The sequence below is a fragment of the Atlantibacter hermannii genome (genome assembly GCF_009907385.1).
GTDB classification, from domain to species: domain Bacteria; phylum Pseudomonadota; class Gammaproteobacteria; order Enterobacterales; family Enterobacteriaceae; genus Atlantibacter; species Atlantibacter hermannii_A.
Map to the genome: position 1 here is coordinate 42,804 of NZ_JAAATR010000061.1, position 11,969 is coordinate 54,772.

The 11,969-nt window shown below is 58.9% G+C and carries 13 protein-coding genes; 10 read left to right on the forward strand and 3 right to left on the reverse strand.

Features of this window, described 5'->3' with window-relative positions; genetic code table 11:
- Positions 1–58: 58 nt before the first annotated feature.
- A complete protein-coding gene (locus tag GV764_RS15955) occupies positions 59–1,033 on the forward strand; it encodes an apurinic/apyrimidinic endonuclease family protein (protein ID WP_161660980.1) in 975 nt (324 codons plus the stop codon).
- Here the strand turns inward: GV764_RS15955 and nepI are convergent.
- Both nepI and GV764_RS15965 read right to left on the reverse strand, forming a co-directional pair.
- Positions 1,020–2,201 carry a purine ribonucleoside efflux pump NepI gene (gene nepI / locus GV764_RS15960; RefSeq protein WP_161660981.1) on the reverse strand — a complete coding sequence of 394 codons (1,182 nt, stop codon included), beginning with the start codon at positions 2,199–2,201 and terminating at the stop codon, positions 1,020–1,022. The two genes, GV764_RS15955 and nepI, sit on opposite strands and share 14 nt — an antisense overlap.
- 110 nt (positions 2,202–2,311) lie before the next feature.
- Complete coding sequence (locus GV764_RS15965; RefSeq protein WP_161660982.1) at positions 2,312–3,244, reverse strand: LysR family transcriptional regulator; 933 nt, start codon at positions 3,242–3,244, stop codon at positions 2,312–2,314.
- A gap of 100 nt (positions 3,245–3,344) precedes the next feature.
- On the opposite strand from GV764_RS15965, the gene GV764_RS15970 reads away from it, so the two are divergent.
- Positions 3,345–3,779 carry a DMT family transporter gene (locus tag GV764_RS15970; protein ID WP_161660983.1) on the forward strand — a complete coding sequence of 145 codons (435 nt, stop codon included), beginning with the start codon at positions 3,345–3,347 and terminating at the stop codon, positions 3,777–3,779.
- Positions 3,780–3,788: 9 nt separating this feature from the next.
- Positions 3,789–4,277 (forward strand): DMT family transporter, encoded by a 489-nt coding sequence (locus GV764_RS15975; protein ID WP_161660984.1) that lies wholly within the window; start codon positions 3,789–3,791, stop codon positions 4,275–4,277.
- A gap of 61 nt (positions 4,278–4,338) precedes the next feature.
- Here GV764_RS15975 and GV764_RS15980 read toward each other — a convergent pair whose 3' ends face one another.
- Positions 4,339–5,262, reverse strand: coding sequence for a LysR substrate-binding domain-containing protein (locus tag GV764_RS15980; protein ID WP_161660985.1), 924 nt, complete (start codon positions 5,260–5,262; stop codon positions 4,339–4,341).
- Between the two features lie 171 nt (positions 5,263–5,433).
- On the opposite strand from GV764_RS15980, the gene GV764_RS15985 reads away from it, so the two are divergent.
- From GV764_RS15985 to GV764_RS16015, 7 genes are read left to right on the forward strand one after another with little or no spacing between them, the layout of a single operon-like run.
- The gene (locus GV764_RS15985; protein WP_161660986.1) at positions 5,434–6,384 is read left to right on the forward strand and encodes a branched-chain amino acid ABC transporter permease; all 951 of its coding nucleotides are present in this window, start codon (positions 5,434–5,436) and stop codon (positions 6,382–6,384) included.
- 8 nt (positions 6,385–6,392) lie between these two features.
- Positions 6,393–7,499 carry a branched-chain amino acid ABC transporter permease gene (locus GV764_RS15990; RefSeq protein ID WP_161660987.1) on the forward strand — a complete coding sequence of 369 codons (1,107 nt, stop codon included), beginning with the start codon at positions 6,393–6,395 and terminating at the stop codon, positions 7,497–7,499.
- Positions 7,496–8,263 carry an ABC transporter ATP-binding protein gene (locus tag GV764_RS15995; RefSeq protein WP_161660988.1) on the forward strand — a complete coding sequence of 256 codons (768 nt, stop codon included), beginning with the start codon at positions 7,496–7,498 and terminating at the stop codon, positions 8,261–8,263. The genes GV764_RS15990 and GV764_RS15995 overlap by 4 nt, the downstream gene beginning before the upstream one ends.
- Positions 8,256–8,975: an ABC transporter ATP-binding protein gene (locus GV764_RS16000; RefSeq protein ID WP_161660989.1), complete on the forward strand. Its 720-nt coding sequence runs from the start codon at positions 8,256–8,258 to the stop codon at positions 8,973–8,975. Before GV764_RS15995 ends, GV764_RS16000 begins: the two co-directional genes overlap by 8 nt.
- A gap of 27 nt (positions 8,976–9,002) precedes the next feature.
- Entirely contained in the window at positions 9,003–10,160 is a 1,158-nt protein-coding gene (locus tag GV764_RS16005) for a branched-chain amino acid ABC transporter substrate-binding protein (RefSeq protein ID WP_161660990.1), read from the forward strand.
- Between the two features lie 17 nt (positions 10,161–10,177).
- Entirely contained in the window at positions 10,178–10,660 is a 483-nt protein-coding gene (locus GV764_RS16010; protein ID WP_125295086.1) for an L-2-amino-thiazoline-4-carboxylic acid hydrolase, read from the forward strand.
- Complete coding sequence (locus GV764_RS16015) at positions 10,657–11,883, forward strand: Zn-dependent hydrolase (protein ID WP_161660991.1); 1,227 nt, start codon at positions 10,657–10,659, stop codon at positions 11,881–11,883. The genes GV764_RS16010 and GV764_RS16015 overlap by 4 nt, the downstream gene beginning before the upstream one ends.
- Positions 11,884–11,969 lie beyond the last annotated feature (86 nt).

Here is an 11,969-nt window from a genome sequence, read left to right on the forward strand (position 1 = left end):
CCCGCGCGTGAAGCCGACAAGCTGCTACACTCACCCGAGGCCATCTCCTGGAGGACGCATGAAATTAGGCTTCGCGTGTAAATATCTGGACGCTGACTTCAAACAACCCTTTCCCTTTAAATCCACCACCCGCACCCGGTTTTTAAGCCTGAGCCATGACGAGAGAGCCACGCTGCTTCATACGCTCGCCACCGCCAATCTCACCAACCTGTATCTGATTTTCCAGCAACTGGCCCGGCAGCCGCCCGCGCTGCGGATGATGCGCATCGGCAGCGATTTGCTGCCGCTGTACACCGTGCCTGAGGCTACGGCGCTGTATAACGAATTTTTGCCGACGCTGGCTCCGCTGTTCACAAAATGCGGGGCGTTCGCCAGGGATCATGCTATCCGGCTGTCGTTTCATCCGGGGCAGTATTCGGTGCTGGCGTCAGACAATGTGCTGGTGGTGGAAAGGGCGCTGGAGGACGTTGAGTATCACGCGCTGTGCGCGACGCTGATGGGCTACGGCCAGGCGTTTCAGGATTTCAAAATTAATATTCATATGAATGGCAAAGCGGGTTTTGCAGGCTTTAAGCGCGCGTTCGGCCAGCTCAGCCCGGAAGCGCGGCGCATGCTGACGGTGGAAAATGATGAAATCTCCTGCTCGCTGGATGATGTGTTGCAGGCGAAAGCGCTATGCCCGGTTGTGGTAGATATCCACCATCACTGGGTGAAAGAGAACGCATTTCTTCAGCCGGACGATCCGCGCATTGCGCAGGTTATCGACTCCTGGCGCGGCGTGACGCCGGTGATGCATTACTCCATCTCGCAGGAGGGCATTATCCCGGAACAGGGTTTCCCGGATCAAAACGCCCTGGGCGTGGCGAAAACCAAACTCAGGGCGCACTCGGATTTTTACTTTAACCCGACGCTGAACGACTGGGCGCTGTCATTTACCCATTTCGACATCATGTGCGAAGTGAAAATGAAAAACCTCGCCCGCGACCGGCTGTATCACTCTGCGCTGTCGCGGGGCTCAATCACTTCACTTTGACCTTGCTCGCCACCAGCAGCGCGGTTAACAGCATCAGGGTGCCGGAGAGCGCCAGCGGGGAAAGCAGCCCCAGATTATCCAGCGCGTAACCGCCTACCGCGGCACCGCAGGTATTGGCCAGCTGGATCACCGCCACCTGAATAGATCCGGCTTTTTCTGCCTGATCGGCCAGCGAGCGGGTGATCCAGGTTGACCAGCCTACCGGCACCAGCGCAAACGACAGTCCCCAGATGATGGCAATCGCGGCGGCGACCTTCTGATTCTCGCCCCACTTCATCAATACGGCAGCGCTTAACGCCAGGATCAGCGGCGCGCACGCCAGCGCCAGTTTTACGGAGCGCTTGAGGATATGGGAAGAGAACGACGTGCCGACAAAGCTGGCGATACCGAAGCTCAGCAGCACCAGCGTCAGGCCGTCAACGTCGAACCCCGCCAGGTTCATATAGATAGGGCGGATATAGGTGAAGAAGGAGAACTGCCCGGCGAAGGCCATAAAAATCGCCAGCATACCCGCCAGCACGCCCGGACGTTTCAGCAGGCCAAACATATTCTGGTGATGCTCGGTCTGTCCCGGCATTGTCGGCAACGCTTTCCAGACCCACACAATACAGGCAAATCCCATCAACGCCGCCGCGTTAAACACGTGCCGCCAGCCGATGATCCCACCGAGGAAACTGCCCAGCGGCGCGGCAATCACCAGCGCGATCGACACCGCGCCAAAAATCACCGACAGCGCTTTAGGAATGCTGCGGGCGGGTACCAGCCGCATGGTCAATGAGGCCGACATCGCCCAGAAGCCGCCGAGCGCCAGCCCCAGACAGGCGCGGCCCGCCAGCATCAGCATGAAATTATCGGCAAACGAGACCAGCAGGCAGGAAAGCGTCAGCAGCACGGAAAAAGCGATGACCACCCGGCGGCGATCGGTTTTCCCGATGATTTGGGTGATAAACAGACTGGCGAACATCGCGACAAACGCGGTGACCGTGACGGATTGCCCGGCCACGCCTTCCGAAACCCCGAGATCCTGCGCCATCGGCGTCAACAGACTCACCGGCAGGAATTCAACGGTAATCAGGCTGGCCACGCAAAACGCGACGGCAAATACCGCCGACCAGTTGGGGCGAGCTATCTCAGTGGTAAAAGGCGGGGCCTGCTGCGCATCGATCATTATTGTTACCTGGCTTGGTTTTCAGCGAGAAAGTTGCGCAGTGTAACAAACTAAAGCGTGATCTAATTAACATTTTGGCAACTTAACGCCCGCCCGCACCCTCAGCCGGATTAAATCTGCCAGTAAAGCGGCTCGCCAAACACCTCAACAAAGTAATCGATGACCACCCGGACGTTGAGCGGTTGATGCCGCGTGTGGGGATAAATTGCCGCGATAGATAAAGGCTCGGTTCTGATTGACGCTTCACTCTCCGGCAGCAGCCTGACCAGTTCCCCCGTTTTCAACCGATCGTTAATCAGCCAGTCCGGGAACAGGACAATGCCCATGCCATTTAGCGCGGCAATCAGCAACGTTTCGGCGTTATTCGACGTGAGTAACGGCGCGATGGCGTAATGCACCCACTCGCCGCCTGGCGATTTGAGCAACCAGCGATTCGGGCCGGACGATCCCCGATACACCAGACACTGATGCTGATGAATATCGGCAGGGGAGTGCGGTGTGCCGTAGCGGGCCAGATAAGCGGGTGACGCCGCGAGATGATAGCGCTGCACGCCAAAAACACGCGCCTGGAAAGAGGAATCCGTTAACGGCCCGATACGGAAAAGCACGTCAGCCGCATCGCGATGCGGATCGATATAATCATCCGTTTGCGTCAGGTCGATCAGCAGGCGTGGGAAGCGCTCAGACAGGCCCGCCAGCCAGGGCGCAATATGCCGCTGCCCGAAAAACACCGGCGCATTGATGCGTACCAGCCCGGATGGCTCCAGAGTCCGCTCCAGCAGTTCAATACGCGCTTCTTCAATTTGTCCGGTCATCATCCGGGCATGCTCAATAAACAGATGCGCGCTTTCGGTGGGAATAATCGCCCGGGTATTGCGATAGAAAAGCTGCTGGCCCAGCGCATCTTCAAGCTGCTGAATCACCCTTGACACTTGTGACGCCGAAATGCCTTCACGCCGGGCAATCACAGAAAAATTCTGCGACTCGTAAACGTCGGTAAACATTTTCAGCGCACGAAGGGTAATCGAGCCGGGATCGTTCATTAATGCATATCCTGCAAAAGTGTTTGGTTGATTATACGGTTTTTTAGCGCAGCTTGCCGCTATAAGCTTCTGCGCCTTGATTTCAAAAAGGCGGATGGCGATGCATTTTTTACTGATTTTATGTGTGATTGCGGGCGGCATGGGGCTGTCGGTGGAGGCGGGTTTACTTGGGCCATTGGGTAAGGAGGTCGGCGATTTATGGGCGACGTTCAGCATTTTCAGCGTTGGCGCGGCGCTGACCTTTCTCCTGATGCTGTTTTTCAGTCCGCGTAACAGCCCCTCTTTTTTCGCCCAGCCTGCATGGCAACTACTGGGCGGCGTGCTCGGGCCGATTTACGTCATCATCCTGACCGTTGCCGCACCGGTTATCGGCATTGCCATGACCATGATTGGCATCCTGGCGGGCCAGGTGTTTAAAAGTCTGATCATCGATCACTTTGGGCTACTGGGCACGGCGCGCAGAAAGACAGATGCGAAGCGCATCATTGCACTGATTTTTATCATTATCGCACTTTCTTTAGTGGCGAAAGGGTAGGCTAACACCATGACATTTATCATTATTATGCTGACAGTGGCAGGCGGAGCCATGCTGAGCATCCAGGCCGCTATCAACGGCCAGTTGGGCAGTAACGTTGGCGTTTTTCGCAGCGCATTTCTGACTTTCTCCGTGGGTGCGCTGATTACCGCCTTGCTTATCTTCTTCTTCGAGCCGAAGCAGGCGGTTACGCTATTGGATGTGCCAAAATGGCAACTGCTTGGTGCCTTATGTGGCGTACCTTATATCGTTGTCATGGTGATTGCCGTGCAGCGTATTGGTACAGCCGTCGCGACAGTGGCCGTGATCTTCGGACAGCTCGCCATGAGTATGTTAATCGATCATTTCGGCTGGCTGGGCAACGACGCCATTGCGTTCTCCTTCACCCGCCTGGGTGCGGTGATTTGCCTCGGGATCGCGCTGTTCTTTATCTACGCCAGTAATCGTAAATCTTCGTCTTTATCGGCAAAAAATGACGAGCAGTTGCTGAAGAGTTAAGACTCATCGCCGCATCCCTTTGCCGTGAGGTTAGCGGGATGCGCAACTCAATGGCCCATCATTATACCGCCTCGTTCCTCAGCCAGTTCTGCAACAGCACCCCATCCGGCGTCATATCGCTGTCTTTACGCACGCACAGGTAATAATCCCGGCCATCATCAATCGCGTAATCAACTATCTTCACCAGCTCGCCGCTTTTCAGATACTGCGCGATCAGCGGCTCGCGCATCAGCGCACAGCCCAGCCCCGCCTGCACGCCAGCCAGCGTCAGCAAACCATCTTCAAACAGCGGCCCGGCAGAGCGGGGAGGGCGCTTAACACCCTGCTGAACAAACCACTGGCCCCAGGTGGCACGCTCTTCGTCATGCAGCAGCGGCATTTGCAGCAGCTGATCCGGTGTATCGATATGGCCGTGCAGGCGCAAAAAATCGCGGCTACATACCGGCACCATCCGTCCGGAGAGCAGTTTTTCACTCTGATAGCCCGCCCACTGGCCGTTGCCAAAGCGGATCGACATATCCGACGCGTCGCTCAGGTAGTTGCGATGGTTGGCGTATACCACGTTGATTTCGGTTTGCGGATTGGCGCGCATAAACGCGGGAAGGCGCGGAATAAACCAGCCCATGCCGAAGAGCGGGATCAGGCTGATCGTCACCTGGCGGGTTAACGCCTGATCCACCAGATGCTCCGTGGCCTGGCGCAGCACGTTAAATGCCGCGCGGATCGAGCGGTAATATTCGCGCCCCTGTTGGCTGAGGATCAGCCTGCGGCCCTGACGTTCGGTGAGCGGCATTTGCAGATAGCCCTCCAGCACCTTGAGCTGGTGACTCACGGCGGAAGGAGAAATCGCCAGTTCCTGCGCCGCCAGGGTAACGCTGCCCAGCCGGGCGATGGCTTCAAATGCGCGCACCGCCCGCAGCGGTGGATCGTTGGCGAGCCGGCTGTCGGCGTAATCAGGTAGCAGGGACTGTTCTGTTTTATTCATATATTGATTTCTTTAGGGTGATTCGCCCATGTCGTGTGTTGTGCATTCTCTTTTAAATCATTCACATAAAACAAGTTCGAAAAAACATAAGAAATAATATATGCGTATTTTACAATTTAATTCACTTATTAGATGTTACCCGCTGAAAGAGCAATTTGTCGGGTAACCACGTTGGACACACTCATACAACAACTGATCAATGGCGTGATGCTGGGCAGCATCTACGCGCTGATCGCGCTCGGCTATACCATGGTGTATGGCATTTTGCGCATTATTAACTTTGCACATGGCGATATTTTGATGGTCGGCGCGTTAACCACGCTGTCGGCGCTTAATGTACTTAACAGCCATTTTCCCGCGATGCCGCAGCTGCTCCAGCTCGGTTTCGCGCTGGTCGTTGCCATGGCGGTGTGCGCCCTGCTGGCGATGGCGGTGGAGCGCTTCGCCTATCGTCGTCTGCGCAACGCGCCGCGTCTGGCACCGCTGATTTCCGGGATCGGCGTTTCGGTATTGCTGCAAACCGTGGCGATGATTATCTGGAGCCGCAACCCGCTGATGTTCCCGCAGATCCTGCCGATGGACCCGATTACCGTCACCGCCGGCAGCGAGGCGCATCCGCCCGCAATTATCACCGTCACCGGTATCGTCACCGTGGTACTGGCGCTGGTGGTGATGGTCGGACTGTGGCTGCTGGTGGAATACACCCGCCTTGGCCGCGGGATGCGCGCCGTGGCGGAAAACCCGCGCGTGGCCACCCTGATGGGCGTTAACCCCAACGCGATTATTACCCTGACTTTCGCCATCGGCGGCGTGTTTGCCGCGCTGGCGGGCGTGATGATGGCCAGCAACTACGGCAACGCCAGTTTCTCGATGGGCTTCCTGCCGGGCATCAAAGCCTTTACCGCGGCGGTTCTTGGCGGCATCGGCAATATTCGCGGTGCGATGATCGGCGGCATTCTGCTGGGGATTATCGAATCCCTCGGCGCGGGCTACCTGGGTGAACTGACCAACGGCGTGTTCGGCAGTAACTATCAGGACGTGTTCGCCTTCATCGTGCTGATTCTGGTACTGGTGTTCCGTCCGGCAGGATTACTTGGCGAGCGCGTGGCGCACAGGGCGTAGGGGAAAACATGACAACTGCACAACTTCAGGCGCCTGCCGTTCCTCGCCGTTTCTGGTCCGGCATGACGCTGTTTATTCTTGCGTTGCTGATTGCCCCGGTGGTCGCCAGCCAGCTTGGCGGCAACTACTGGGTGCGCGTTATCGACTTCGCGCTGCTCTACATCATGCTGGCGCTCGGGCTGAATATCGTGGTCGGCTATACCGGCCTGCTGGATATGGGCTTTATCGCCTTTTACGCCGTGGGCGCGTATCTGGCGGCGCTGCTGGCCTCGCCGCATCTGCTCGAAGCGTTCCCGGTACTGGAGGCGTGGTTCCCGGACGGGCTGCACACCTCGTATTTATTGATTATCCCGATTGCCGCACTGGTCGCGGCGGTGTGCGGCATTCTGCTCGGCGCGCCGACCCTAAAACTGCGCGGTGACTATCTGGCGATTGTCACCCTCGGCTTTGGGGAAATCATCCGCATCCTGATGCGCAACCTCGACCGCCCGGTCAACATCACCAACGGCGCGAAAGGCATTACCGGCGTCGATACCCTGAACCTGTTCGGCCTGAAATTCAGCGGCGTCTACCACTGGTTCGGCGTGAAGGTTCCGGCGCTGTGGCTGTGGTACTACCTGCTGATGCTGGTGATTGTGGCGATAATTTTTGTCTGCCTGCGACTCCAGCATTCGCGCATTGGCCGCGCCTGGCACGCCATTCGTGAAGACGAAGACGTGGCTCGCGCCATGGGCATCAATGTGCGTAACTACAAGCTGCTGGCCTTCGCGATGGGCGCATCGTTTGGCGGCGTGGCGGGGGCGCTGTTTGGCGCGTTCCAGGGATTTGTATCCCCGGAATCCTTCACCCTTCAGGAATCCATCGCGGTACTGGCGATGGTGGTACTGGGCGGTATGGGCCATATCCCCGGCGTGATCCTCGGCGCGGTGCTGTTGACCGCGCTGCCGGAAATCCTGCGCAGCCAGGCGGCTCCGGTGCAGCAGGCGCTGTTTGGCACGGTGCTGATCGACCCGGAAATCCTGCGCCAGCTGTTCTACGGCCTGGCGCTGGTGGGCGTGATGCTGGTGCGTCCGTCCGGCATCTGGCCGGTGCGCCACAAGGAGATAAAAGCATGAGCCTGTTAACCGTGCGCAATATGTCTAAACGCTTTGGCGGCCTGACGGCGGTGGATAACGTCTCCCTGACGATTAACGCCGGGGAGATCTACGGCCTGATTGGCCCGAACGGGGCAGGCAAAACCACCTGCTTTAACCTGATCACCGGACTGTATCCGGCGGATGCCGGCGAGTTTCTGATTGCCGATAAGCCCTATACACCGAAGCACATCGAAAAGGTCACGGCGGCGGGTATCGCCCGCACCTTCCAGAACGTGCGGCTGTTTAATGAAATGTCGGTTCTGGAAAACGTGATGGTGGGCCGCCACGTACGCACCCGCAACGGCTTATGGGCGGCGCTGTCGCGCCATAAGCGCGCCCGCGCTGAAGAAGCCGATACCCGCGAACAGGCGTGGCGCTGGCTGGAATACACGGGTATCGCAAAATACGCCCACTATCGCGCCTGCGACCTGGCCTACGGTCACCAGCGTCGGCTGGAAATTGCCCGCGCGCTGGCGACCGATCCGCTGCTGCTGGCGCTGGATGAACCCGCCGCCGGGATGAACGCGGTGGAAAAATCGGCCCTCGGCGAACTGCTGATGCGCATCCGCGACGACGGTAAAACCCTGCTGATTATTGAACATGACGTGAAGCTGGTGATGAGCATCTGCGATCGTCTTACCGTGCTGGATTACGGTAAAACCCTGGCCAGCGGCACCCCGGATACCGTGCGCCGCGACCCGGCGGTGATCGCCGCATGGCTTGGAGGCAACGCCCATGTCTGAGTTATTAACCGTTGAGCGTCTGGACGTGCATTACGGCGGCATTCAGGCGGTGCGCGACGTCTCATTCAGCCTGAAAGAGGGCGAGCAGGCCACGCTGATCGGTGCCAACGGCGCGGGGAAAAGCTCCACCGTGCGCGCCATCACCGGGCTGGAAACCTTTGGCGGCGACATCGCCTTTAACGGTCAGCCGGTGCGCAAGCGCAAAGCCGAAGCGCTGCTGCGCGACGGGCTGGTGATGGTGCCGGAAGGGCGCGGTATTTTCGCCCGCATGACGGTGCTGGAAAACCTCCTGATGGGGGCCTGGCTGCGCCGCGATGCGGCAGCGGTCAGGCAGGAGTTGAGCCAGATGTTCGAGCGCTTTCCGCGCCTCGGCGAACGCCAGAACCAGCTTGCCGGGCTGCTGTCCGGCGGCGAACAGCAGCTCCTGGCGCTTAACCGCGCGCTACTTAGCCGCCCGCGCCTGCTGATCCTCGATGAGCCGTCGATGGGCCTGGCCCCAAAAATGGTCGAAAACATTTTTGAGGTGATCGCCGGGCTGCGCCATCAGGGCGTGGCGCTGCTGTTGATTGAGCAAAACGCCCGGCTGGCGCTGGAGGTGACCGACCGCGCGTGGGTAATGGACAGCGGCAGCATCGTCCACCAGGGCGACTCGCAGGCCATGCTGGACGATGACCAGATTGCACAGATTTATTTGGGCGATATGCCCGTTTAACACACCAACCAACACCAGGGAAAAACAATGAAAACAGCAAAAATCAGTGCGCTCAGCGCCGCCATTCTGCTCAACGGTTTTGCCGCAACCGGCGCGTGGGCCGCCGACAGCGAAACCGTATTAATCGGCCTGGCAGGCCCGCTGACAGGTCCATCCGCGCGTATCGGTAAGGATCTGGAAAACGGCGCGCAGCTGGCAATCGATGACGTTAACAAACAGCACCTGACCATCGGCGGGAAAGCGGTGACCTTTAAACTGCAATCCGAAGATGACCAGTCCGACCCGCGTACCGCCGTCGCGGTGGCGCAACGTCTGGTGGACAGCGGCGTCGCGGGCGTGGTGGGCCACTGGAACACCGGCACCAGCATCCCGGCGGCGCGCGTGTATCACGATGCGGGCATCGCCCAGGTGGCCCCGGTCGCTACCGGACACGCTTATACCAAACAGGGCTTCGACACCAGCTTCCGCGTGATGGGCCACGACGATGACGGCGGTCAGTACGCCGGTAAATACGCCGTCGAAACCCTGAAGGCGAAACGCATCGCGGTGATCGACGACCGTACCGCGTTTGGCCAGGGGCTGGCGGATGAATTCATCAAATCACTGGAAGCCCAGGGCGTGAAAATCGTTGACCGCCAGTACGTTGACGACAAAACCGTAGACTTCAGCGCCGTACTGACCGCCATCCGCAGCAAAAACGCCGACCTGATCTTCTTCGGCGGCGTGGACAGCCAGGCAGCACCGCTGGCGCGTCGTATCAAGCAATTGGGCATGAACGCCACACTGATGGGCGCGGGCGGCTTCGTCAGCCAGACCTTCCTGCAACTGGCCCAGAAAGAGGGCGAGGGCGTGGTGGCGCTGGAGCCGGGCCTGCCGGTGGATCAGATGCCGGGTGGCAAAGCCTTCGAACAGGCCTACCAGTCGCGCTGGCACAGCCATATCGAACTGCACGCGCCGTTCGCCTATGACGCGACCCGCGTGCTGGTGGCCGCGATGCAGAAAGCCGATTCCGTGGATCCGGCGGAATACCTGCCCGCACTGCGCGCCATCAGCTATTCCGGCGTCACCGGCCAGATCGCTTTTGACGCGCAGGGCAACCTGAAATCCCCGTCATTTACCGTTTACAAAGTGGTCGACGGCAAATGGCAGCCGCAAACCGTACTGGGCGGCGCAAACGCGAAGTAACGCAGTGAGGCAATGTGATGAGTGATAATAATGAGCTGGGCATTCTCGCCCGCCGCAAAATCGAAGCAGAAATTATTAAACCGATTTATGAAATCCTGGTGCGCGAAATAGGGAAAGCCCGTGCCCAGGCGGTGATTGGCGAAGCCATTGAGCAGGCCGCCATTAACGCCGGTAAAGAGTTTGCCGCTAAAGAACCCAACGGCGCGGACGTGAAGAGCTTTATCGCCCTGCAATACCTGTGGGAGAAAGATAACGCCCTGGACGTTAAAGTCATCGACGCCGACGACCAGCAGTACAACTACAACGTCACCCGCTGCCGGTATGCCGAGATGTATCACGAGATGGGGCTTGGTGAGATCGGCCATCTGCTCTCCTGCGCTCGCGATGAGAAATTCATCGTCGGCTACGCGCCGGATGTGGAGCTGACCCGCACCTCCACCATTATGCAGGGCGGCTCGTGCTGCGATTTCCGCTACCGCAGCACTAAGGATAAAGCATGATCGCCGTTAACGCCGCGCGCCTGTGGTCAACCCTGGAGACGATGGCGCACATCGGCGGCACGCCTGCCGGAGGTGTCACCCGTCTGGCGCTGAGCGAAGACGATCGCCTGGCCCGCAATTTGCTGCGCGACTGGGCGCGGGAAGACGGGTTCAGCTGCGACGTCGACAGCATGGGCAATATGTTTATCCGCCGCGCGGGTAAAAACCCTGAACTTGCGCCGGTAATGACCGGCTCGCACGTCGATTCCCAGCCGCTGGGCGGGCGCTATGACGGTATCTACGGCGTACTGGCCGGGCTGGAAGCGCTGCGCACGCTGAACGATCGCGCCATTGAAACCGAACGCGACATCGTGCTGGTGAACTGGACCAACGAAGAGGGCGCGCGTTTTGCGCCTGCGATGCTGGCCTCCGGCGTCTGGTCCGGGCAGTTTTCGCAGGAATTCGCGTATTCCCGGACCGACAGCGCAGGCGTCAGCGTGGGCGAGGCGCTGGAGGCTATCGGCTATCAAGGTGAGACGCCCGCCCGCGCGTTCCCGGTTCACGCCTGCTATGAACTGCATATTGAGCAAGGACCGATTCTGGAAGATGAAGCCATCGATATCGGTTTAGTGCATGCGGCGATGGGCCAGCGCTGGTTTACCCTTACTCTGGACGGATTTGCCGCCCACGCGGGCACCACGCCGATGCTCAGCCGTCGCGACGCGCTCACCGCGTTTGCCGAACTGGCGCTGAAGGTTGAAGAGATCGGCGTACAGCACGCGCCAGACGGACGCGCCACCATCGGTATGGCACATATCACACCGAACTCGCGTAACGTTGTACCGTCCCGCGTGGTATGCAGCGTGGAATTCCGCCACCCTCAAACCGAAGCGTTGGTCGCGATGGAAGCCGCGCTGCGCCAGGCGGCAGACCACCTGGCGGCGCGCGGCGTGACGGCGAACGTGGAGCGGATTTTCGATTATGCGCCCATTGTCTTTGACGCGGGCTGCCTGAGCCGCAGCGAACAGGCGGCGCGGGAACTGGGTTACAGCACCAAACGCATGGTATCCGGCGCAGGCCACGATACCTGTTACATCAGCAAAATTGCCCCGGCGAGCATGATTTTTATTCCCTGCGTCAAAGGCATCAGCCATAACGAAGCAGAAAATATTTATCAATCCTGGTCGGAAAAAGGCGCGAATGTGCTGTTGAATAGTGTGTTGCTGGCAGCGCAGGAAAGGTAAATTATGACAGTGCGGCGGCAACGCCGCATTTCACGCTGGCCGAAACGTAAAAGCCGCCCGTGAAAGGAACTCTTTCATTTTTTTGG